At 68.4% G+C, this 23720-nt stretch carries 18 protein-coding genes and 1 pseudogene; 16 read left to right on the top strand and 3 right to left on the bottom strand.

The genetic code is table 11. The annotated features are described in order from the left end of the window. Positions 1–4: 4 nt before the first annotated feature. Entirely contained in the window at positions 5–850 is an 846-nt protein-coding gene (locus tag M9945_RS20935; protein ID WP_367946086.1) for a CoA ester lyase, read from the bottom strand. Between the two features lie 297 nt (positions 851–1147). On the opposite strand from M9945_RS20935, the gene M9945_RS20930 reads away from it, so the two are divergent. The 5 genes from M9945_RS20930 (at position 1148) to M9945_RS20910 (ending at position 5235) form a co-directional block, all read left to right on the top strand. Beyond that, entirely contained in the window at positions 1148–2125 is a 978-nt protein-coding gene (locus M9945_RS20930; RefSeq protein ID WP_367928374.1) for a TRAP transporter substrate-binding protein, read from the top strand. Continuing rightward, positions 2122–2595, top strand: coding sequence for a TRAP transporter small permease (locus M9945_RS20925; protein WP_367946085.1), 474 nt, complete (start codon positions 2122–2124; stop codon positions 2593–2595). Before M9945_RS20930 ends, M9945_RS20925 begins: the two co-directional genes overlap by 4 nt. Next, positions 2592–3860, top strand: a complete 1269-nt coding sequence (locus M9945_RS20920; protein WP_367928372.1) for a TRAP transporter large permease — start codon at positions 2592–2594, stop codon at positions 3858–3860. The genes M9945_RS20925 and M9945_RS20920 overlap by 4 nt, the downstream gene beginning before the upstream one ends. Before the next feature lie 9 nt (positions 3861–3869). Continuing rightward, complete coding sequence (locus M9945_RS20915) at positions 3870–4451, top strand: HD domain-containing protein (RefSeq protein WP_367946084.1); 582 nt, start codon at positions 3870–3872, stop codon at positions 4449–4451. 109 nt (positions 4452–4560) lie between these two features. Beyond that, entirely contained in the window at positions 4561–5235 is a 675-nt protein-coding gene (locus tag M9945_RS20910; RefSeq protein ID WP_367946083.1) for a GntR family transcriptional regulator, read from the top strand. A gap of 75 nt (positions 5236–5310) precedes the next feature. Here the strand turns inward: M9945_RS20910 and M9945_RS20905 are convergent, their stop codons facing one another. Then, on the bottom strand, positions 5311–6546 hold the full coding sequence (locus M9945_RS20905) for a M20 family metallo-hydrolase (protein WP_367946082.1): 1236 nt from the start codon (positions 6544–6546) through the stop codon (positions 5311–5313). 277 nt (positions 6547–6823) lie between these two features. Between M9945_RS20905 and M9945_RS20900 the strand changes: the two genes are divergently transcribed. The 9 genes from M9945_RS20900 to M9945_RS20860 all read left to right on the top strand — a co-directional run bounded on the left by M9945_RS20900 (position 6824) and on the right by M9945_RS20860 (position 16258). Then, the gene (locus M9945_RS20900; RefSeq protein WP_367946081.1) at positions 6824–7732 is read left to right on the top strand and encodes a LysR family transcriptional regulator; all 909 of its coding nucleotides are present in this window, start codon (positions 6824–6826) and stop codon (positions 7730–7732) included. Positions 7733–7870: 138 nt separating this feature from the next. Next, entirely contained in the window at positions 7871–8881 is a 1011-nt protein-coding gene (locus M9945_RS20895; protein ID WP_367946080.1) for a hypothetical protein, read from the top strand. A gap of 69 nt (positions 8882–8950) precedes the next feature. Beyond that, positions 8951–9772, top strand: coding sequence for an arylmalonate decarboxylase (locus M9945_RS20890; protein ID WP_367946079.1), 822 nt, complete (start codon positions 8951–8953; stop codon positions 9770–9772). 11 nt (positions 9773–9783) lie between these two features. Beyond that, positions 9784–10560 (top strand): creatininase, encoded by a 777-nt coding sequence (locus tag M9945_RS20885; protein WP_367928365.1) that lies wholly within the window; start codon positions 9784–9786, stop codon positions 10558–10560. Positions 10561–10630: 70 nt separating this feature from the next. Continuing rightward, positions 10631–11572, top strand: a complete 942-nt coding sequence (locus M9945_RS20880; protein ID WP_367946078.1) for a BMP family protein — start codon at positions 10631–10633, stop codon at positions 11570–11572. 79 nt (positions 11573–11651) lie between these two features. Further along, positions 11652–13175 (top strand): ABC transporter ATP-binding protein, encoded by a 1524-nt coding sequence (locus M9945_RS20875; protein WP_367946077.1) that lies wholly within the window; start codon positions 11652–11654, stop codon positions 13173–13175. Between the two features lie 35 nt (positions 13176–13210). Continuing rightward, the gene (locus tag M9945_RS20870) at positions 13211–14287 is read left to right on the top strand and encodes an ABC transporter permease (protein WP_367946076.1); all 1077 of its coding nucleotides are present in this window, start codon (positions 13211–13213) and stop codon (positions 14285–14287) included. After that, complete coding sequence (locus M9945_RS20865) at positions 14284–15231, top strand: ABC transporter permease (RefSeq protein WP_367946075.1); 948 nt, start codon at positions 14284–14286, stop codon at positions 15229–15231. The genes M9945_RS20870 and M9945_RS20865 overlap by 4 nt, the downstream gene beginning before the upstream one ends. Before the next feature lie 31 nt (positions 15232–15262). Continuing rightward, positions 15263–16258: a hypothetical protein gene (locus M9945_RS20860; RefSeq protein WP_367946074.1), complete on the top strand. Its 996-nt coding sequence runs from the start codon at positions 15263–15265 to the stop codon at positions 16256–16258. Here M9945_RS20860 and M9945_RS20855 read toward each other — a convergent pair. Further along, positions 16248–20405: a WG repeat-containing protein gene (locus M9945_RS20855; protein ID WP_367946073.1), complete on the bottom strand. Its 4158-nt coding sequence runs from the start codon at positions 20403–20405 to the stop codon at positions 16248–16250. The genes M9945_RS20860 and M9945_RS20855 overlap by 11 nt on opposite strands. A gap of 358 nt (positions 20406–20763) precedes the next feature. Between M9945_RS20855 and M9945_RS20850 the strand changes: the two are divergent. Together M9945_RS20850 and M9945_RS20845 are read left to right on the top strand one after the other, a co-directional pair. Next, positions 20764–22355: pseudogene (locus M9945_RS20850) on the top strand (BCCT family transporter). A 104-nt stretch (positions 22356–22459) separates the two neighbouring features. Further along, positions 22460–23689 carry an MFS transporter gene (locus tag M9945_RS20845; RefSeq protein WP_367946072.1) on the top strand — a complete coding sequence of 410 codons (1230 nt, stop codon included), beginning with the start codon at positions 22460–22462 and terminating at the stop codon, positions 23687–23689. Positions 23690–23720: the final 31 nt, after the last annotated feature.

Below are 23720 nucleotides of genomic sequence, written 5' to 3'. Positions count from 1 at the left end.
TCAATCACATGCCTTCTGAATGCGCATAGGCCGTGGCCATCCTCAATTGGCGGCGGGCCTGCTCGATAAAGGGGAAGTCGATCATCCGCCCGTCCAACATGAAGGCGCCGATGCCGGCCCTTGCCTCGGCTGCCTCGACAATCGCGCGCGCCGCGGCGAGCTCCTCGTCGGTGGGCAGGAAGGCCCGATTGGCCGCCGCTATCTGGCGGGGATGAATGCAGCTCTTGCCGGAAAAGCCCAGCGCGCGGGCCGCCTCGGCCTCGGCGACGAAGCCGGCTTCGTCGGCCACGTTCACGAACGCCCCGTCGAAGCAGGGGATCGAGGCCTCGGCCGCGGCGAGCCGGACGGCGATGCGCACATGCCGGACAAGCTCCGGCATGTGCCTGGCGCCCAGCGTTATGAACAGGTCGCCGAAACCGATCTGGAGACCCATGACGCCGTCGACGGCGGCGATGGCCGCCGCATTGCGCAGGCCCGCGGGGCTCTCGATGTTGGCGAGCACCCGATGCGGCTGACCGTCCTCGCGGCGCGGCGCCCGGGCCAGCGCCGCCTTGAGCTGTTCGGCCGAATCGATCTTCGGCAGGTTGAGAATGATGTTCGGCAGCGGGGCCAGGGCGTGCAGGTCCGCCGCGAAATGAGGGCTATCCAGGCCGTTGATGCGCACGACAAGCGCCTTGCCGCCATCCCCCGGCTGCTGTGCGAGGAGCCGGGCGACGCTGGCCCGGGCCGCTTCTTTCCGCTCCTCGACGACGGAGTCCTCAAGATCGAACGATACCGCATCGGCGTCCGACGCCAACGCCTTCGAGAACAGTTCCGGGCGCGAGCCGGGAACGAAAAGCTTGCTTCGCATGGCACTCTCAAATTTTTCGATACAAAATACAAAACAGCGTCTGAGTGTCAACAGCGCAAGGGGCTGAATTTAGCGGTACGCCGTGCTTTATCGCCGGGCAACATGCGTAAGGCGGCGATTTTTAGAAGGAAAATTATCAATATTTTTCAATCATATAGGCATATGAAATTAATCGCATCCGCAATATGCCCCTTGTGCGTTCGTCCGTTCGATCCGATCAATGGCGCTTGACAAGCGTCCTTCACTCGGCAAAATTTTGTCGATTAAATCGTAAACACTGCAATGGGAGACATACGCATGATGAAGGTTATCCGCGCCGGTGCGCTGGCGGTTGCCGGCCTCGCCGTCGTCGCATGGGCGGCGCCGGCCCAGGCCCAGAAGGTCGTCCGCGTCGCCTACGTCACATCGGAAATCTCGCCGCAGGCGCAGCAGTCGCAGCTCTTCGTCAAGGCGATCGAGGAAGCGCTGCCGGGCCAGTTCGAGTTCCGCTTCTTTCCGTTCGGTCAGCTCGGGAACGAGCAGACGACGCTGGAGCTGCTCCAGCTCGGCTCCCTCGAGCTCGCCAACATCGTCACGCCGGTCGTCGAGGCGCATCCGAAGCTCGGCGTGTTCGACCTGCCCTGGCTGTTCTCCGACCGCGCGCACGTCCAGAAGGTGATCGACGGGGATTTCCGCGACGAGATCATCGAGACCGCCGAGGCCGCCACCCAGGTCAAGGTGCTGGGCGTCTATGAGAACGGCTTCCGCCACGTCCTGTCTCCGGTCGAGATCAGGGAGCCGGCGGATATGAAGGGGCTGAAGATCCGGCTGCCCGGCGGGCAGCTGCGTCAGGACGTGTTCCGCATGCTCGGCGCCAACCCGACCCCGATCAACTGGACGGAAGTCTACACCGCGCTGGAGACGGGCGTCGTCGACGGGGCCGAGGCCGCGATCTACGGCTTCTACGAGGCCAAGCTCTATCAGGTCGCGAACAAGCTTTCGCTGACCTCTCACAACTACGCCCCTAGCTTCCTCGTCGCCTCGAACGCGTTCTGGAGCCAGCTGACCGAGGAGCAGCAGCGCGTCTTCATCGAGGTCGGGCAGTCGATCACGCAGGCGACGTTCGAGGCCGCCGAGGCGGAAGAGAACAAGGCCCTTGAGGAAATGCGCGTCTCGGCCCAGGTGAACGAGGTCGACTTCGCCAAGTTCCAGGAAGCGGCAGCCCCGGCCTACGACAAATATATCGGCCAGTTCGGCACCGACTGGATCGATACGATCAGGGCCGGCCTGGAATGAACCGGGCGATTCATTTCGTCGACACCATCGTTGACGCCGTGCTGGCCGCCATCCTGGCCGGCACGGTGGTCATCCTGACTGCCGCGGTGTGGTACCGCTACGTCCTGAACAGCTCCCTCGGCTGGACCGACGAGGTGGGAAGCTATCTGCTGGTGTGGATCACCTTCCTCGGCGGGTATCCCTGCTTCCGCAAGGGGCTGCATCTCGACTTCCCGATGATTGTGGGGATGCTGAACCCGACCGCCCAGCACTGGCTGGGACGCGCGGTGGCCGCGCTCCTCGCGGTTTTCTGTGCCTTCGTCGCCTGGCAGTCCTGGAAGGTGACCAGCATGATCGGCGGCGCCCGCATCAGCTCGCTGGACATTCCGCGCGGCCTCTTCCTGGCCTCAATGCCGATCTCCTTCGCCTTGATGTCTCTTGCGCTGGCCCTCAATGCGCTGCGTGGAAAAGAGCCCGGAACCTCCTCATGACAGCCACTCTCCTCGTCCTGTCCATGTTCGCGCTGATCGCGATCGGCATGCCCGTGGCCTTTGCCATGATGGTCTCGGCGGCCGGCTTCATGGCCATGACCGGCATCGCGATGCCGACGCTTCCGATCACCATGTTCGGCGGTTCCGCCAGCTTCGTCATCCTGGCCGTTCCTCTCTTCATCCTCATGGGCGAGGTGATGAGCACGACCTCGATCGCGGAACGGCTGATCGACCTCGCCCGCGCGACAGTCGGCTGGATGCGCGGCGGGCTGGCGCATGTGAATGTCGTCTCGTCCATGCTGATGGCGGAAATGAGCGGCTCGGCCGTCGCGGATGCGGCCGTCACCAGCAAGGTGTTCGTGCCGCAGATGACGCGCGCGGGCTATCCGCTGCCCTTTTCCGCCTCGGTCACCGCCTCCGCGGCGATCATCGGCATCATCATTCCGCCTTCCATCCCCATGGTCCTGTTCGGCGCCGTCACCAACACTTCCATTCGGGACCTGTTCCTGGCGGGGTTCGCGCCCGGCATCGCGCTCGGCCTCGTGTTCATCGTCACCAACCATTATTTCGCGGTGAAGGAGGATCATCCGCGGGATCTGGCCTTTTCGCGCGCCCTGCTCAAGACCGCGTTCCGGCGCGCGTTCGTGCCGTTGCTGATCCCGGTCGTCGTCATCGGCGGGCTGATCGGCGGCATATTCACCCCGACCGAGGCGGCCGCCATCGGCGTGGTCGTCGCGCTGCTGTTCGGTTTCTTCATGCGCGAGATGACGCTGAGGAAGCTCTATCCGCTGCTCGTCGCCACCACGCACCAGACCGGGGCGGTCCTGCTCATCGTCGCCGCGTCGGCGATACTGGGACAGGTCCTCGCCAACGAGCTGATCCCGCAGAAGCTGGCGGCCCTGCTGGGCGAAGCGGCCAGCTCGCAAGCCATGCTGCTCCTGCTCATAAACGTGCTGCTCCTGATCTGCGGCATGTTCCTGCAGGCGCCTGCGGCGATCATCGTCATCATCCCGATCCTGATGCCGATCGTGACCACGTTCGGGATCGACCCGGTGCATTTCGGCATCGTCACCTGCGTCAACCTGGCGATCGGCCAGCAGACGCCGCCGGTGGCGACCGTGCTGATGGCTGTGTGCAGCATCACAAAGACGAAGATGCGCGATACCGTGCCCTATATGATCTGGTATCTGGTGGCCATGTTCGTGGTGCTGGTCGTCGTCACCTACGTGCCGCTGTTCGCGCCCGGACTGATCCCCGGACTGTAAGGACCCGGTATGAAGAGCTACGCCATCGCCCGGCCGGACGCGGCCGAAAGGGAAGAGCTTCTCGAAGCTCTTCCCCGCATCGCCGACCTTTCCGAAGCGCTCGGGGAGCTGGTATGCGTCGCATGGACGACGATGTGGAAATCCTCCACGCACACGCGGCTCGCCGAGGCGCCGTTCTGTCTCGGATCGACCTATCCGCTGGTCAAGCATGTCGGCGAGGTCGCGGAGGCCGGTCTCGTCCTTGCCGCCCGGGCGGAGGCGATGTGGGGCATGAAGGTGGACATGGACCGGCTTCTGGCCATCCTGCTTCTCCACGACATCGACAAGCTGCTGCTTTACACCCGCACGGGCACTGAGATCGTCGCGTCGGAGGTTCATGGCCGGATCCAGCACGGCGTCCTCGGGGCGCTTCTCCTGGCCGAGCTCGGCGCGGACGAGGCCATCGTGGCCGCCGTGTCGACGCATGCGGCGAACGCGCCTTTCAGGGGCGTCCATCCCGAAGAATTCATCCTGCACTATGCGGACATGTTCTGCGCGGATTATGCGCTGTTCACCAGCGATCTGCCGCCGTTCTTCGCAAAAGGACGTTGAGCCGCGTCCGCAAGACATCCTTTTCTGCCTTTTGCCGGGTTCTCGACTCCGGTGCTATACGATAAGTGCTTCGGCAGACTGGACCCCGTGCAGGCAAAAAGGTTGATGGATGACCCTGCCAACGACCCTTCCGTACCACATGATGGAGCAGATACGCGAACTCATCGTGGACGGCACCTACAAGCCGGGTGAAAGACTGGGAGAGCAGGAGCTCGAGGCGCGGTTCTCGTCGTCCCGCAGCCCTATCCGCGAGGCGCTCCGGCTGCTCGAAATGCAAGGTCTGGTCGTCCACCTTCCGCGGCGCGGCTTTCGCGTGAGGGAGATGACCCCGCGCGAGATTCACGACCTTTACGAGCTGCGGGCCGAGCTCGAGGCCATGTCGGTGAGGCACCTGCGTTCGGTCGGCGACCTGTCCGCCGTGGTGGCCCGCCTCAAGCAATCCAACGAGGCCATGCGCGAGGCGATCGAGAACAACGACGCCTGGTCGCATCTCAACCAGAACATCGCGTTCCACATGGCGATCCTGGATTGCTCGGGCAACCTGCCGCTCAAGTCCACGCTTCTGCACCTGAACACCATAGCGATGCCGCTCAGGCACAACGCGCTTCGCGGCCGCGTGTCGAACAATCTGACCCTGCGGTTTCACGAGCAGATAACGGAAGAGCTGGAAGCGGGACAGATCGATGCGGCGGCTCAAACGATGCACGAGCATGTCATGGTGAGCCTGCCGACGGTCCTGCGGCACTACAAGGAACAGCTCGTGGAAAGAACGATGGCCGACTGAGGAAGGCCTCGTCGAGATGCAGCGGCACATGATCGGGCAGCCCGGCGGCCGGCCGGGCGATCTCCCGTTCCTCCATCACCGCGCCGGCGGGGCGAGGAAGGTCCCGATGGCGGCGGCGAGGACCTCGGCGCCGAGGACGAGGTCCTCGCGGCGCGTGTCCTCGTCGAAGCAGTGGCTGCGGCCGCCGATGGAGGGCAGGAACAGCATCGCCATCGGCATGCGCGTCGAGGCGTTGGCCGCGTCGTGCAGCGCGCCCGAGGGCATGCGCCTCCATGCGCCGGGGGCCAGCTGCTCTGCCGCGCCGGCGAGGGCCTCGACCAGCGCCGGATCGCTGCGCGTGGCGGCGATCTGCGAGTAGTCGGACTTGCTCCACGACAGGCCGCGGTCGCGCGCGACCTCCCCGGCGGTCGCGTCGATCACGTCGCGCATCCGGTCGAGGAGCGCGTCGTCGCCGTCGCGCCATTGCAGCCAGAAATCGGCGCGGCCGGGCACGATCGAGGTGGCGTTGGGGTGCAGCGCCACCTGGCCGATAGTCCACACCGTCGCCGGCCCGATCATGCCGGCGAAGCGCCGCCCGATCTCGGCCGTGAACGCGACCAGCGCCTGGAAGGCGTCGCGGCGCATCGCCATCGGCGTGGTGCCGGCGTGATTCTGCTCGCCGACGAAGCTCATGCGCTGGCTGCGGATGCCGACGATGCTCTCGACCACGCCGATGCGCTCGCCGGCGATGTCGAGCACCGGCCCCTGCTCGATATGGATCTCGAGAAAGCCGCTGAACCGGTCGGGCGAGACCGCAGAGGCCGGCGGCAACCCGTCCCGGTTTCGCCGCGCCTCGGCAAGGGTGACACCGGCGCTGTCGGCGAGGGCGTCGGCGGTCTCCGGCGCCAGCCGGCCGGTCCACACCCGGCTGCCGGTCAACGGCGTGAAGCGGCCTTCCTCGTCCTGGAACGACACGCAGGCGATGCGCGGCCCGCCGGCCTCAAGGCTGGCGCGCGCGATCTCGAGGCCGGCGACGACGCCGTAGACGCCGTCGAGCCAGCCGCCTTCCGGCTGCGTGTCGGAATGCGAGCCGACGAGGAAGCACGGGCCGTCGCCGGGCGGGAGGCCGAAGACGTTGCCGATCTCGTCGACATGGACCTCGAGGCCGGCGGCCTCCATCCGCTCGACCAGCCAGCCGCGCGAGCGGATGTCGACCTCGCTGAAGGCCGGGCGCACGACGCCGGTGCCGCAGGCCCCGAAGCCGCGCATCGTGTCGAGGTCGTTCATCATGCGTTCGGTGTGGATGGGGATCCTGCGCTGGTCGTTCTTCATCGGGCATATCCTCGGCCGGCCGGAGGGAGGATGGAGCGGGCAGAGTGGTTCCGGGGCAGGGCCGTCGCCGGTGGAAAAGATGCCGAAAATCGCAAGTGTCGTCCTCCCGCCCCGTCCCGCCGGAGCGCCTTTCCGGTGCCGGCGCGGCCATTCATGGCCCAGAAGGCCCGCCGCGTCGACGCCCGCTGCGTCCTGCGCGACGATAGGGCCGGCCCGGTTGCGGAAGAAGGATGAAGATGCTTAGCTCACTTGCAATTTCCCGCAAGTGAGCGCCGCCATGAGCCGTTTCGCCGTCTCGAATTTCGACATCAAGCAATTGCGGACGTTCCTCGCCGTGGTCGAATATGGCGGCGTCTCGGCCGCCGCCTACCGCACCGGGTCGAGCCTTTCGAGCGTCAGCCGCGATCTTTCCGCGCTGGAGACGCGGCTGGGGATCGAGCTGTGCCGGCGCGGCCGCTCGGGCTTTGCGCTGACGCCGCAGGGCGAGGACGTCCACAGCGCCGCGACGCAGCTCCTGTCGGACCTGCATTCCTTCGAGCAGCGCATCCAGAGTACGCGCCAGACGCTCGGCGGCACGTTCAGCCTCGGCGTCATCGACAACGTGATCACCAATCCGCAGGCCGGCGTCGTCGACGCGCTGTCCGAGATGCACCGGCTCTTTCCCGACATGCTGATCAATGTCAGCGTCCACACCGTCTCGCTGATCGACGTGCAGGTGCGCGAGCGCAAGCTCGATTTCGCCATCACCGGCCAGCCGGAGAAGCTGGAGCCGCTGATCTACGAGCCCGCCTTCGTCGAGGAGCAGCGGCTCTACATGTCGCGGCACTCGCCGCATCTGGAGGCGGCGCACGACATGGTGCGCAGCAGCTGGGGCTCGGAAACGCCGACGGTGCCCTACATCTCCCGCGCCTATCGGACGGACGTGTTCAGCTCCTTCGAGCACAAGTACCCGCTGCATGTCGCGGCGCGCGGCAGCACGCTGGAATCGGTGCTCGCCTCGGTGCTGGCCGGGGTGGGCTGCGCGCTGCTTCCCTCGCATTTCGTCGAGCGCGTCGGCTCGGGCGACCTGATCGAGATCGTCACCCCCGACACGCCGGTGATCGCCCAGTTCCACCTGGTCTACCGGCGCGACGCCGCCGACAAGCGGGTGATCAGCGCCCTGCTGACGCGGCTGCGCAAGACCTGACCGGCTTCCGGCCCGGCGGTTCCGGCCGGCGGCCCTAGCTTTCCCGTTTGCGCAAATGTGATTGCAAGATTTGTTCTGTTGCCCTTCGTGGCGCTGGCTAACATCCCGCCGGTCCGTCAAGCCGGGAAGGAGACCTTTATGGGCGAAGCCGCGTGGCCGCCGCTCGCAGCGCATGACGCGCCGATCTGCGTCGAATCGGAATGGGCGACCCTGAGGGAGTGCGTCTACGGCTCGCCCGACACCTTCGTCCTGCCGGTGTTCCTCGACGACAGCAAGCTGCGCGCGCAGGGCGAGTTCGGCCAATTCTGGGCGAAGAACCAGGGCCGCGACCTCAAGGACGCATGGCCGGAGCTGTTCGCCGAGATGAGCGGCCAGATCCGCGGCGCGATCGCGCTGCTCGAAAGCCTCGGCGTGCGTGTCCATGTCGCCGGCAAGATCAGCGCGCAGAACCGGAAATTCCCGCGCGGCGAGGACCACGGCGTCGTCACCCCGTGGCTGCGCGACCCCTTCGCCACCATCGGCAACAACGTGATCGAGCTTGCGCCGCGCTCGCTCTTCCATCGCCGCCAGCGCTTTTCCGTCCGCCACATCCTCGCCGCGACCATGGAGCGCGGCGCGCGCTATTTCGCCCAGCCGGACAGCGGCGCCGACGATTACGTCGACGCGCCGGGCTGGGGCTATCTCGAGGGCGGCGACGTCTTCGTGCTCGGCCGCGACGTCCTCGTCGGCAATTCGGGCGGGTGCAGCAATCCCGAGGGCGCGCGCTGGCTCCAGCATGCGCTCGGCGGCGACTATCGCGTCCGCACGGTCAAGATCGACCCGATGTTCCCGCATCTCGACTGCGTGCTGATGACCCCGCGCGAGGGCGTCGCCGTGGCCTGCGTCGAGGCGCTGCCCGAGGGCTTGCCCGGCTTCATGCGCGACTGGGACGTCGTCCCCGTGCCGAAGGCGCTGGCCAAGGCGCACATGGCCTGCAACAACCTCGTCCTCGACGACAGGACCGTGGTGGTCGCGGCCGAGGAGGCGCTCGACCCGATCGCGCAGGCGCTCACCGCCCGCACGTTCGAGGTGATCCGCATTCCGTACCGGGTGCCGAGCATGGCGGGAGGCTCGTTCCGCTGCGCTCACCAGCCCCTGATCCGCAACTGACGAACGGGGCAAGCCGCATTCCCGCCCGCCGCGCGAGGACGCGACGGGCGACAGTCTGGGAGGAAGACGATGAACCAAGCCGGGCAAGTCCGGTCACGCCCTGTCGAGGTCAGCTTCGACCGGGGCCGCCACTGGCGCGCGAAGCTCGGCTTCGTCGTCCTCGCCATGGAGCAGACCGTCGAGGGCGACGTGTTCCGCATGGTGCCCGACGGGGTCGGCATCCATTTCGCCCGCATCGCCATGTCGAACGACGCCACGCTCGAGACGCTGGTGACGATGGCGCCGGCCATCGGCGACACGGCGCGGCTTCTCCTGCCCTACGACAAGCCGGACGTGCTCTGCTACACCTGCAACAGCGGGGCGATGGTCATCGGCGAGAAGGAATGCATGCGCATGCTGCGCGATGCGCACGCGGCGGCCGCGCCCACCACCGTCATCACCGGCGTCGTGCGGGCCGTCGAGGCGCTCGGCGCGCGCAGGATCGCGGTCGCCACGCCCTATATCGACGAGATCAACACGGTCGTTCACCGCTTCCTCGGCAATGCCGGCTTCGAGATCGTCGAGTTCCAGGGCATGAACTTGAGGTCCAACACCGACATCGACCTCGTCGACCCGGCCTTCATCAAATCCTATGCCCGCTCCGTCGACAGGCCCGACGCGGACGCGGTGGTCATCTGCTGCGGCGCGTTGCGCGCGGTGGACGTGATCCAGGAAATAGAGGACGAGCTGGGCAAGCCCGTCATCGCCAGCAACCAGGCGATGGTATGGGACTGCCTGCGCCTTGCCGGCCTTCCCGACCGGGTCGGCGGGTACGGGCGCATTTTCGACCTCGCCATCGAGGATCACCAGAAAGCGGTGGCGGCGCTCGACGCCCGCGCCGCCCGTTCGTGAAGGAGAGCGCAATGTCCGCCAGCGTCATGATGTCGGAAATCCCGTGGAACGAGTACCAGCGCCGCATCGCCGAGGAGGACGCCATCGTCTTCGTCCCGGTCGGCGCGGTCGAGCAGCACGGCTATCACCTGCCGCTGGGAACCGACTGGATGATGGCGACCTACATGGCGCGCCGCGCCGCCGAGCGCGTCGGCGGCGTCGTCGCCCCGCCGGTGATGTATGCGGCGCGCTCGCAGGTGCGCACCGGCGGCGGCCCGCACCGCTGCGGCACCACCAGCCTCAACGCCGAGACGCTGATCGCCATGACCTACGATGTGCTGTGCGAGCTCGGCCGCCACGGCGCGCGCAAGATCGCCGTCATCGACGGGCATTTCGAGAACCGCTTCTTCCTCGACGAGGCCTGCTACCGCGCCCAGCGCGACCTCGAGGCGCGCGGCGTTCGCGACCTGCGCATCCTCAAGATGCTCTATGCCGAGCGCATCAGTCCCGAGACGATGGAAAAGGCCTATGCCGGCGTCAGCTTCCCCGGCCTCGACCTCGAGCATGGCGGCATCCTCGAGACCGCGATGATGCTCTACTGCTACCCGGACCTCGTCGACGTCTCGAAGATCCCCGACGAGGCGCTGCCCGACTTCCCGCCCTACGACCTGTTCCCGGTCAGGCCGGACTGGGTTCCCGCCTCCGGCTGCCTCTCGTCGGGCAAGCCGGCCACCGCCGAGATCGGCAAGCTCCTGGTCGAAGAGTTCGTCGATCTCGTCAGCACCGCGGTGAGCGCGGAATTCAGATGACGATCATGCCCCAATCGAACGCGTCACACGCAAAACAATGAGGAACGAAATGTCTCGAAAGATAGCTGGAATGCTGGCAGGGCTCGTCCTGGGCGCTGCCTCCGTCATGGCCACCGCCGTCCAGGCCGACGACCTCAAGGTCGCGGTCATCCTGCCGGGCCTCGTCAACGACAAGGCGTTCAACCAGAACGTCTTCGAGGGCATCGAGCGGATCAAGGGCGAGCTCGGCGTCGAGACCGCCTATACCGAGAAGGTGCCGCAGCCTTCGCAGGTCGAGGTGATGTCCGACTACGCCCGGCGCGGCTACAACGTCATCGTCGGCGCCGGCGCCGAGTACACCGACGCCGCCAAGCGCGTCGCCGCGCAGTTCCCGGACGCCAAGGTGCTGGTGCTGAACGGCGCGCCGACCGAGGGCGTCGCGACCATCAATTTCGAGAACGAGCAGTTCGGCTACGTCCTCGGCCTCACCGCCGGCCACATGAGCAAGAGCGGCATCGTCGGCGCGCTGTCGGCCCAGCAGGTGCCGGCCTTCGACCAGATCGTCGCCGGCTACCGCGCCGGCGTCGAGGCGGCCAATCCCGACGGCAAGGTGCTGATCGCCTACACCAACGACTGGGCCGACATCGCCAAGGCCAAGGAGGCGAGCCTCAACATGGTCTCGCAGGGCGCGGACGTGATGCTGCCCTATCTCGACGGCGGCTTCCTCGGCGTGGTGCAGGCGGCCAAGCAGCGCTCCGTCCATGTCGTCGGCGTCGTCTCCGACCTGTCGATCCCGTACCCGGACGAGAACCTCGTCTCGACCATCCTCGATTTCGGCGGCGCGCTCTACATGGCGATCGACCTCGCCAAGAAGGGCGAGCTCGAGGCGCACGACTACCGCTTCGGCATCGGCACCGACGCCGGCAAGCTCGGCGGCTTCAACGCCGGCGTGTCCGACGAGGTCAAGGCGCAGGTCGAGGCGGCCATCGCCGCGATGAAGGACGGCTCGCTCAAGCCCGGCGCGGCGCAGTAGCCACCGCCGGAAGACGCAAGGGGCGGCCTTTCGCGAGGACGGCCGCCCTTTCGCTCGCCCTTCGCGTGAAGGAAGGACCATGACCCTGCCGAACGACAAGCACTATCGCCTGGCGCTGCGCGGCGTCGTCAAGCGCTTCGGGACGTTCTGCGCCAACGACGCGGTCGACGTCTCCGTCGCCGAAGGGTCGGTGCATGCCATCCTCGGCGAGAACGGCGCCGGCAAGTCGACGCTGATGAACATCATCTACGGCCTCTACCAGCCCGACGCGGGAACGATCCTCGTCCGCGGCCGGGAGGCCGGGATTGCCAGCCCGCGCCATGCGCTGGCCCTCGGCATCGGCATGGTCCACCAGCATTTCAAGCAGGTCGACACCATGACCGTGGTCGAGAACATCGTCATCGGCCTGCCGGGAAGCGGCTTTCTCGACCTTCAGCGCCACCGCGCCCGCATCGTCGAGCTCGCCGCCGAGCTGGGCTTCGAGATCGATCCCGACGAGCCGGTCTGGCGGCTGCCGGTCGGCATGCAGCAGCGGGTCGAGATCCTGAAGCTGCTCTACCGCAACGCCGACCTGCTCATCCTCGACGAGCCGACCAGCGTGCTGACGCCGAGCGAGGTCGGCCCGTTCTTCGCCCTCCTGCGCCGGCTGAAGGAGAGCGGCCGCACCATCATCCTCATCACCCACAAGTTCGACGAGGTGCTGAGCATGTCGGACGACATCACCGTGATGCGCGCCGGCAAGGTGGTGGCGACGATGCGGACCGCCGACACCGACGCGCGCGAGCTGGCGCGGCTGATGGTCGGCCGCGACATCACCTCGGAGCTGACCAAGTCGCCGGCCAATCCCGGCAGGACCATGCTGAGGATCAGCGACCTCACCGTCATGGGCGAGCGCGGCCTTGCCGCCGTCGACGGCCTCTCGCTCGAGGTGCGCCAGGGTGAGATACTCGGCCTCGCCGGCGTCGACGGTAACGGCCAGAAGGAGCTCGCCGAGGCCATCGGCGGCGTGTGCGCGATCGCCGGCGGCTCGATCGAGATCGACGGCACCGACGTGCGCGGCTTCGGCCCCGCCGCGCGCAAGAACAGGCTGCGCATGGGCTTCGTGCCGGAGGACCGGCAGCGCATGGGCCTCGACCTCGACAGTAGCGTCGCGCTGAACATGGTGCTGCGGAGCTTCCGCTCCAGGCCGTTCTCGCGCGCGGGCTGGATGAACTTCGCCGCCATCGACAGCCATGCGAAGGACCTCGCCCGGCGCTACGACGTGCGCATGCGCGGCATCGCGCAGGCCGTGCGCGACCTTTCCGGCGGCAACCAGCAGAAGATCATCCTCGCGCGCGAGATCGAGGACGAGCCCGACGTCCTCGTCGTCTCGCAGCCGACCAAGGGCCTCGACATCGGGGCGATAGAGTTCGTGCAGAAGACGCTGCTCGCCCAGCGCGAGCGCGGCTGCGCCATCCTCTACATCTCGACGGAGCTGGAGGACCTGCTCCAGGTCGCCGACCGGGTCGCGGTGATCTCCAAGGGCAAGGTGGTCGGCAACATCGCGCGCGGCGAGGCCACCTCGCAGCGGCTCGGCCTCATGATGGCGGGGGTAGCCCAATGAATTCCACGTCCGGGAACTCCATGTCCGGGAATTCCGTGTCCGGGACCGTCCTGCGGCTGGCCTACATGCTGAAGAGCGTTTGGGCGATCCTCGCCGCGCTCGTCGTCGGCGCGGGGCTGGTGCTGCTGGCGGGCGCCAACCCGATCGACACCTATGCGGCGCTCTTCTCCGGCGCCTTCCTCGACTATTACGGCCTCGGCAGCACGCTGGTGCGCATGTCGCCGCTTCTGCTCGCCGGACTCGCGGTCATCGTGCCGTTGCGCGCGGGCCTGTTCAACATCGGCGGCGAGGGCCAGATCTATATCGGCGCGCTGTTCGGCACCGTCGCTGCACTCTATCTGCCTGACTTCATCCCGGCCCCGCTCGCCATCGTCCTCACCATCCTCGCCGGCGCGCTCGGCGGCGCGCTGTGGGCGCTGATCCCGGCGCTGCTGCGCGCCTATCGCGGCGTCAACGAGATCATCACCTCGCTGCTGATGTCTCATGTCGCCATCTACGCCGTCGGCGTCATCATCCATTCGTGGCTGATGGAGCCGGGCGCGCCCTATCCCTACTCGCGCGAGATCGCGGCCGAGCGGGCGCTGCCGGTGTTCATGCCGCAGACGCAGGCCCATCTCGGCATCCTCCTGTCCGTCGCCGCCGCGCTCGTGCTCGCGCTCGTCATGAAGCGCTCGACGCTCGGCCAGTCGATCGAGATCGTCGGCCACAACCCAACGGTCGCCACCTATTCCGGGCTCGGGGTGCGCCGGCTGATCGTCACCTCGTTCCTGATCGGCGGGGCGATGGCCGGCCTTGCCGGCACGTTCGAGGTCATCGGCCTGAAATACCGCCTGTTCGACCATTTCAGCCCCGGCTACGGGCTGCAGGGCATCATCGTCGCCTTCCTCGCCGGCCTCAGCCCGCTCTTTGCCGTGCTGGCGGCGCTGTTCCTCGCCGGCCTGCAATCCGGCGCCGGCATCATGCAGCGCGCGGTCGGGGTCGACACCACCATGGTCGAGGCGCTGCAGGGGCTGATCGTCCTGTTCGTCGCCGTCGGACTCGCCTTCCGCTACCGGCCCGGCCGGCGCGCGGCCAAGGCGCCCGCCGTCGCGGCCCAAGCGGAGAAGGCATGATGTTCGATTTCCTCTTCAACGCCTTCCAGCTCGGCGAGTTTCTGGCGACGGGGCTGCGCCTGTCGGTGCCGCTCGTCTTCGCCGCCATCGGCGGACTGATCTGCGAGCGCGCCGGCGTCTTCAACATCGCGCTCGAAGGCCAGCTCCTGCTCGGCGCGTTCGCCGCCGCGCTCGGCGCCCACCTGACCGGCAACGCCTTCGGCGGCCTCGCCGCGACCCTGTTCGTCGGCGCGGCGTCGGGCGTGCTGCTCGCCTATGTCTCGATCACCCTGCGCGTCAACCAGATCGTCGTCGGCATCGCCATCATCCTGTTCTCGATCGGCTTCACCTCGTTCATGTCGCGCATCGCCTTCGAGGGCGGCGGCAACAGCCTGATGCTCGAAGGCTTCATGCCGGTCGCGATTCCTTATCTTGCCGACATCCCCGTCGTCGGGCGGGTGCTGTTCAACCAGGACCTCCTGTTCTACCTGATGCTCGCCGTCGTCGTGGTGACGCAGGTGGTGCTGTTCCGCACCCAGCTCGGGCTGAACATCCGCGCCATCGGCGAGAACCCCGGCGCGGCCGACGCGGCGGGCGTGCCGGTCTTCACCCTGCGCTATCTGTGCGTCATCGCCGGGTCGACGATCTGCGCGCTGGGCGGGGCCTATCTCGTCCTGTCGCAGATCTTCCTGTTCTCCGACAACATGAGCGCGGGCAAGGGCTTCATCGGCCTCGCCGCCATCGTGCTCGGGCGCTGGAATCCTGTGCTGGCGCTGCTCGCCTGCCTGCTGTTCGGCCTTCTCGACGCGTTGCAGCTGCGCATGCAGTTCCAGCACCCCGAGGTGCCGTACCAGATCTTCGCCGCGCTCCCCTATCTGATCGCCATCCTCGCCCTCGTCGGGCTGATCGGTCAGGCCCGCCCGCCCGCCGCGGCGGGAAAACCCTACGATCGCGAGATGCGGTGAGCCGCGCGCGATGCCCAAGCAGGAGAATGGAATGCACAACACCGCGAGTGGCCAGCTTCCCGTCGGCGTCAGCGCCGAGTGGGGCGCGTTGAAGGAATGCGTCTACGGCTGGGCCGAGCAGTTCATCATCCCGAAGTTCCTCGCCGACTCCAAGGCGCGCGCCTATGGCGACTTCGAGCGCTTCTGGGTCGCCAACCAGGGGCGTCACGTCGCCGAGGCCGACGCCGACTACTTCGCCGCCTTCAAGGCGCAGGTCGACGGCGCGGTCGATATTCTGAAGAGCCTCGGCGTCGTCGTGCAGCAGCCGGCCATGGTCAGCGAGGCGAACCTTTCCTTCCCCCGCGGCGAGCATCACGGCTGCATGACCCCGTGGCTGCGCGACCCGTTCGTCACCATCGGCAACAACGTCATCGAGCTGGCGCCGCGCTCGCTGTTCCACCGCCGCCAGCGCTTTTCCGTCCGCCACATCCTCGCCTCGACCATGGAGCGCGGGGCGCGCTATTTCGCCCAGCCGGATTCGGGGGCGGACGACAGCGCCGAGGGCCCCGGCTGGGGCTATCTCGAGGGCGGTGACATCTTCGTCCTCGGCAGGAAGATCCTCGTCGGCCACTCGGGCAACTGCTCCAACCCGGAAGGCGCGCGCTGGCTCCAGCACGCGCTCGGCGGCGAGTACGACGTCGAGATGGTGCGGCTCGACGGGCTGTTCCCGCATCTCGACTGCGTGCTGATGACGCCGCGCGAGGGGTTGGTCGTGGCCTGCGAGGAGGCGTTCGTCGAGGGACTGCCGGCGCATATCCGCGACTGGGACCGCATCGTCGTCGGCAAGGAGGCGGCCAAGCGCCATCTCGCCTGCAACAACCTCGTCCTCGACGAGCGCACGGTGATGATGCCCTCGGAGGAGCCGCACGATTTCGTGGCCGGCGAATTGAAGCGGCGCGGCATCGAGGTGATCCGCACGCCCTACGAGGCGGTCTATCGCGTCGGCGGCTCGTTCCGCTGCGCCCACCAGTCGCTCGTCAGGCTGTAGCCCGCCACGCCGGGGCGGACGCGTATTGCAGGCGCATCAGCGCCTCGGAGCGGACATAGCCGAGCGCCAGCCCCTCGCGGGCGACATGCGCCCAGCCGCCTTCCTCGGCGATCAGGTGGACGCCGAAGAAGACGCCGGCCGGCACCTCCATCACCGGGTTGCCGCCCGGTGCGTCGTGGACGACCGTGCCGCCGGTCGCGACATGGGTGATCGTCTCGGGATAGCGCGGCGCGGCGGGCTCGCCGCCGGCCAGCACCCTCGACTGGCGCACCACGGGGAAGTCGCTGCCGCGGATCGACATCTGCGGCACCTGCCGGAAGCCGAAGGCGCGGGTGCTGATGTCGGGCACCTGCGCGTCGACGAAGGCGGCGAGCTCCGTCACCTCGATGGTGCCGTTGGCGTTTGCGTCGGCGGCGTCGAAGCCGTCGAGCAGCGCGTAGGTGAGCACGCCGTGGCCGCGATAGCCCTCCAGCGCCGGCTCGGTGTCGGTGGCGGCCGACAGGATGGTGCGGCCGGTCGCCCGGGTCAGCCGCGCCACCGCCGCCGACTGCGCCAGCGCCGCGTCGACGCCGCGCAGGCCGGCGAGCGTCAGCGACCCGCTCTCGCAGGTGTCGAAGATCAGCACCGACTTGCGCGCCGCGATCCGCGCCACCCATTCCTGGAGCCGGTCCTGGCCCAGCCCGAACTCGCGCACCGGATCGCCGCCGGCGAAGCGGAAATCCTGCGGCAGGTAGAAATACTCGCCCTCCAGCGTCTTGCCGTGGCCGGCGAGGAAGAAGACGAACACGTCCTGCGGCTGCACGGCCTGCGACAGGCCCGCGAACGCGGCCTCCAGCCCCGCCGCCGTCACCTCGTTATCGAGCAGCGTCGTCACCTCGACCGAGGCGTAGATGGCCTCGCCCGTCTGCGTCATCGCCGCGGCGAGGGCCCTGGCGTCGGCGGCGGCGAAGTTGAGCTTCAGCCGCCCGTCCGCATAGTCGTTGACGCCGACGGTGAGGACGTGCAGCCGCGGCGGCTCGCTGCTGGCGACGCCGTCCCACCGCACCAGCGCCGTCGCCGGCGGCGAGGCGATCAGGTCGGCGGCGTTGTAGGCGACGAGCTCGACCAGGTTGTCGCCGGGGTCGAGCACCAGCCGTGCCGCGACCTCATGGCCGCCGGACGGCGCGATCGGCGCCGCCCCGCGGGCGCGCACGTCGACCGTGCGGCCGTTGACGCGCCACTCGACGCGGCCGATGCCGCCGCCGGCGTCGAACAGCGAGGCGCGCATCTCGATCACCTCGTCGGCCGCCTCGCCGCGCTGCGGCAGGCCGTCGAAGCGGATGCGCGGCGCGGGGCCGGAATCGAGCACCACGGCAAGGTTGAGCTGCCCCGCCGCCGCGGCGACGAGGCCGTCCGGGTCGCCGGCCAGCTTCTCGCGCACGAGGTCGGGCCGGTAGAGCGCCTGATAGACCTGGTCGATGGAGAACGCGCCGAGCCCGTGGGCGACGGACACCATCTTCGCGCCCTCGGCCGTGCCGGCGAAGAAGCCCTCGGGCGTCAGCGCCACCCATTCGCCGGCGCGGGTCATCATCAGCCGCACCAGCAGCTCCTGCCGCTCGAGGTCGAAGACGCGCAGGCTGTTGTCCTCGTCGCGGACCACGCCGATGCGCCCGCCGTCGACGACGTGCCCGGCCTCGCGCACGCCCGGAGGCGACTGGAAGCGCGCGGTGAGCTCGGGCGTGATCTCTACGTTCCATAGCGCGTCGAGCCGCGGCAGCAGCGCGGCATGCTCCTCGGGCGTCAGGGCGCGCTCCGCGAAGGTGGCGGCGTCGAGCGCCACCAGCCTGTCGAAGACGACGTCGTGGATGACCAGCATGTCGTCGATCTCGTAGAACAGGGTCTCAGTGGAAAAGCCGCCGAATTGCGCAAGACGGCGCAGCTCACCGGTGGCGAGGTCGAACAGCGCGACCGTGCCTTCGTCCCCCTCGAACAGGAAGAGCTTCTGCCCGCCGCCGTTCTGGGGCGTGGCGAGGAAGGCGAGCGGCTCGCCGATCACCGCCTCGACGCGGCCGGAGCGCGGCTCGATGCGCAGGATGTCCTGCCCGCCCTCGCCGACGATCATCAGGTCGCCGTCGGGCAGGAAGCCCAGCCGGTCGGCCGAGACAATCAGTCTGTCGATGGCGCGGCCCTCGGCGTCCGCCGCCTCCCACAGCGAATGGCGGGCGATCCGCTCGCCGCTTGCCGCGTCGTAGAGATCGAGCACCGTGGTCTCGTCGCCGTCGGGGGTGAGGCCCGACAAGGCGAGCAGCGCGCCGTCGCCGGAGAGGGAAAGGCCGAGAATGTCGCGCAGCGGCGGGTCGATCGGGATCGTCCGCCGCGCGGTCGGCCGCGTCAGCGTGACCGAGTGGGAGGTGGCGAAGAAGCCGTCCGCGCCCTGAAGCGAGACGGTGCGCAGCGCGGCGACCGCGCCGTCCTGCGAGACGGCGACGGTGGGGACCGCCGCGCTGAGACCCTCGGAATCCCAGACGGTCTCGCCCTCCAGCGGCTGGTCGGGCAAGGCGAGGAACGGCGCGCCGGTATCGGTCTGCCATATCGTCATGCCGCCATAGCGGGTGCCGCCGAAGAGCTGGCTGCCGTCGGCGGAGAAACTGAGCGCCACGGCCTTGCCGTCGAAGCGGTGAAGGAGCGCGCCGCTTTCCTGCGACCAGATCGCGATGCGGGCGCCGTCCGTGCCGGCAAGGAGCCTGCCGTCGGCCGACGAGGCGAGCGCGATGACGGCGCCGTCGAACGGCTTCAGCCGGTGGCGCTCGCGCCCGCTCACCGGGTCGGTGAGCGCCAGATGCCCGGTGCGCAGGCCGATGGCGAGGAGGTCGTTGCCGGGCAGCATCAGCGACTGGCTCGCCTCGGGCGCGGCGACCTTGCGCACCAGCCGGCCGCTGCGCAGGTCCCAGACGCCAACCTCGATCTCGCCCTGCGGCTCGTTCAGCGTGGTGACGAGCAACTCGCCCGCCGGGTCGGCCCACAGGCTGTGGAACGAGGCGTAGTCCTGCGTGAAGTAAAGATGCGGCACCGAGGGGAGGACGGAGAATTCCGCCTGCGCCGGCCCCTCGGCGCGCAGGGCGGCCAGCGGCAGGTCGAGATGGCCGGGCGCGGCGGTGGCGTCCGGCGCGATGACGCCCCACAGGCCGCCGAGCTTGACCGGGGCGAGGCCCCGCGCGTGACGCCAGAAATCCTCGAACTGCGGCGCGACCGCGACCGTGCCGTCGGTAGCGACGAAGCCGCGCAGCTCGCCGTCGCGGATGCCGGCGAGCCCGTCGGAGAAGCTGTAGGCCTCGGTGAAGCGCGCCTCGATCGCCATGTCGCCGAACGGGTTGACGTAGCCCCACAGGCCGCCCTCGATCTGGACGGGGGCGAGGCCGTCGGCGAACTCCCGCGCGGCGGTGAAGCGCGGCGTGAACTCCCACGAGGTGCTGTAGCGCGAGATGTAGCCCCAGACGCCGTCGCGCCGCGCGGCGGCGAAATCGTTGGAGAACGGCCGCAATTCCTCGAAGGTCGGATGGGCCTGAAGGCTCGGCGCGCCGCAATAGACGTCACCCCAGCCGTCGCCCTGCTCGACCGCGACGCGCCCCTCGGACGGGCGGCGGATGGCGGCCGGCCTGTCGCCGACGGTGACGCGCGGCGTGCCGCCGCGCTCGTCCACCACCGGCACGCCGTCCTTCAGGCCGGCGATGCAGGTGCCGTCATTGCCGGCGAGCGTGTCGATGGGGATGTCGCCCTGAAGCTGCGCGCCGGCGCCGTCGAGCGCGATCCAGCGCCCGTCCAGCCGCACGGGCGTCACCTCGGAGGGCGTGCCGATCTCGTCGTAGAGCGGCGGCACGACCAGCCGGCCGGCGGCGTCGGCGACGCCCCACTTGCCGGCGAGGCGCACGGCGATGCGCTCGCCTCCGCTGCGGCCCACCGCCTCGAACATCGGCTGCGCCGCCCATGCGCCGTCCGCGCCCATCAGGCCCCAGCGCTCGCCCTCGCGCAGCGGCACCACGCCGCCGAAGGCCGCGCCGGCGTCCTCGAAGCGGGGCTCGGCCACCCAGCGGAAGCCGTCCTGCGCCTGCGCCGGCAGGATCGCCGCGCCGGCCGCCAGCATCGCCGCCCCGAGGGAACGCGCGAGCAACACGCCCGCCGTGAAAGAAAACCGTGCCGCCATCGCCAACCCGCCCGAAACCCGGTCGCCCGGAAACCCGGTCGTCCAAACCCGATCGCATCGTGCGCGACCGCCTCGCCGATTTCAACCGGGCGATTCCATCGGTTTTGCGGCAGCCGTAGGCGGGACGCCGATTTCCATGCCCGAGTCCCGTCGAGGGCGGAATGCGGCGGCGCAAGCCGGCATTCGCTTCCTTTGCGTCGCTTGCGCGTCGCTATCAGGCCTCCCGCGCCGTCCCGGCCGCCTGTATCCTTTTCGTGGGGGAACGCATGAGGAGAGGCGACCTGACCCGGCTGGAGGGCAGGCAGGAACACCGAGGAGGACACCCATGAGCGACGTGCAGGCACCGAAGCAGGAGGAGCACGGAATCGAGCCTGGACAGGACAACATCCTGTTCATGGGCTCGACATCCACAATCCGGTCTTCGCCATCTCCGGCCTCGGCGCGGTGGTCTTCGTCGTCGTCACGCTGATCTTCCGCGAGAGCGCGGGCGAGGTGCTGGGCGGTCTGCGCGTGTGGCTGACCACCACCTTCGACTGGGTGTTCATGGCCGCGGCCAATATCTTCGTGCTGTTCTGCCTCGTGCTCATCGTCACCCCGCTCGGCAAGGTGCGGATCGGCGGCGCGGCGGCCCGGCCCGACTATTCCTACGCGACGTGGTTCGCCATGCTGTTCGCCGCCGGCATGGGCATCGGCCTGATGTTCTTCGGCGTGCTGGAGCCGATGTACCACTTCAACCATCCGCCGCTCGGCCTCGCGCCGCCGGTGGTCGACGGCGCGCTGGTGCCGGAGGCGGTCGAGGCCGCGCGCGCCATGGGCATGGCGGCGACGATCTACCATTGGGGCCTGCATCCGTGGGCGATCTATGCGGTCGTGTCGCTGTCGCTGGCGCTGGCCGCCTACAATCTCGGCCTGCCGCTGTCGATCCGCTCGGCCTTCTACCCGATCTTCGGCGAGCGCATCCGCGGCTGGACCGGCCACATCATCGACATCCTCGCCGTGTTCGCGACGCTGTTCGGGCTGGCCACCTCGCTGGGCTTTGGCGCGTCGCAGGCGCTGGCGGGTCTCAACCATCTCTACGGCGTGCCCAACACGGTCAACATGGCCGTGCTGCTGATCGTCGGCATCACCGCCGTCGCGCTCGGCTCGGTGGTCTCGGGGATGGACAAGGGCGTGCGGCGGCTGTCGGAGCTGAACATGCTGCTCGCGGTCCTGCTGCTGCTGGCGGTGATCGTGCTCGGGCCGACGCTGGCGATCCTGTCGACCGCCGCCGCCAGCGCCGTCGACTATGTCGCGGCCCTGCCGGCGCTGTCGAACTGGATCGGCCGCGAGGACACCGACTTCATCCACGGCTGGACGACTTTCTACTGGGCGTGGTGGATCTCCTGGTCGCCCTTCGTCGGCATGTTCATCGCCCGCATCTCGCGCGGCCGCACGGTGCGCGAGTTCGTGACCTGTGTGCTGATCATCCCGACCATCGTCTCGGTGATCTGGATGTCGGCCTTCGGCGGCGGCGCCATCGAGCAGTTCCTCGCCGACGGCTATACCGGCGTGCAGGAAACCGTCGTCGCCTACGTCCCGGAGATGTCGCTGTTCCGCATGCTGGAGCCGCTGCCTCTGTCGAGCGTGCTCGCCCCACTCGGCATCGTGCTGGTGGTGATGTTCTTCGTCACCTCGTCGGATTCCGGCTCGCTGGTGATCGACACGATCACCGCCGGCGGCAAGATCGACGCGCCGGTGGCGCAGCGCGTGTTCTGGGCGGTCTTCGAGGGGCTGGTGGCCATCGTGCTGCTGCTCGGCGGCGGGCTGGCCGCGCTGCAGGCCGGGGCCATCGCCACCGGCTTCCCCTTCGCGCTGCTGCTGCTTCTGATGACGGTCTCCGCCTTCGTCGCGCTGCGGCGCGAGAGCCGGCTCCAGTAAACCGGGCCGGCCGGGCGGCTGACACAATCAGCCGCCCGTTCTGGAAGCTCGCGCTGCGCCGTGTCTGGCTGTATAGGGGGTCGTAATCCCCTGAAGAGCCAGACATGAACGCGCCCGCCTCCACTGCCGCCCGCCCCAAGACCCATCTCGCCGTCCTCCTGATCCTGAGCGCGACGCATCTGCTCAACGACCTGATGCAGTCGCTGATCCCGGCGATCTATCCGATCATCAAGGACAGCTACGCGCTCGATTTCGTGCAGATCGGCATGATCACGCTGACGTTCCAGATCGCCGGCTCGCTGCTGCAGCCCGTCGTCGGCTACGTCACCGACAAGCATCCCATGCCCTATTCCACCGTGGTGGGGATGATGTTCACGCTCGCCGGGCTCGTCGGCCTCGCCTACGCGTCGAGCTACACGCTCATCCTCGTCTCGGTGGCGTGCATCGGCGTGGGCTCGTCGATCTTCCATCCGGAAGCGACGCGCATGGCGCGCTACGCCTCGGGCGGCCGGCAGGGTCTGGCGCAGGGGCTGTTCCAGGTCGGCGGCCAGGCCGGCGGCGCGATCGGCCCGCTGCTGGCGGCGATCATCATCGTGCCGCGCGGGCAGGAAAGCCTCGCCTGGTTCTCGGTCCTCGCGCTGCTGGCGATGACGCTGATGGTCTGGACCGCGGGCAAGCATACTGAGATCCGCAGGGAGATCGAGGCGGCGCGCGCGGCGCTGTCGGGCGCGGCGAAGACGCATGCGCGCCATTCGGGCGCGACCATCGCGCTCGGCCTGACCGTGCTCACGCTGCTGATGTTCTCCAAGAACGCCTATGGCGAGAGCTTCCGCTCGTTCTACACCTTCTACCTGATCGACCGCTTCGGCGTCTCGATCCAGACCTCGCAGGTGATGCTGTTCGTCTTCCTGGTCGCCGCGGCCGCAGGCGCGCTGATCGGCGGCATCGTCGGCGACAGGATCGGGCGCTACCGCATCATCTGGATTTCCGTTCTCGGCCCGCTGCCGCTGACGCTCATCCTGCCCTATGCCGATTTCTTCTGGACGGGCGTGCTGACGATCCTCATCAACCTGATCATGGCGAGCGCCTTCGCCTCGATCATGATCTACGCGATGGAGCTGGTTCCCAACCGCATCGGGCTGATCGGCGGGCTGTTCTACGGCCTGAATTTCGGCCTCGGCGGCATCGCCGCCGCCATCCTCGGCGGCCTCGCCGACAGCATCGGCATCGAGGAGGTCTACCGCATCTGCTCCTTCCTGCCGCTCGCCGGCCTGCTGGCCTGGCTGCTGCCGCGCATCGACGAGGACCGCGCCCCGCCGCGCCAGGCGGGGTAGGGCCGTCGCTGGCCAATCGCCGGGCGATCTG

This window comes from Aquamicrobium sp., from assembly GCF_023954335.1.
Lineage (GTDB): Bacteria > Pseudomonadota > Alphaproteobacteria > Rhizobiales > Rhizobiaceae > Aerobium.
This window is presented reverse-complemented; position numbering and strand designations above follow the sequence as displayed.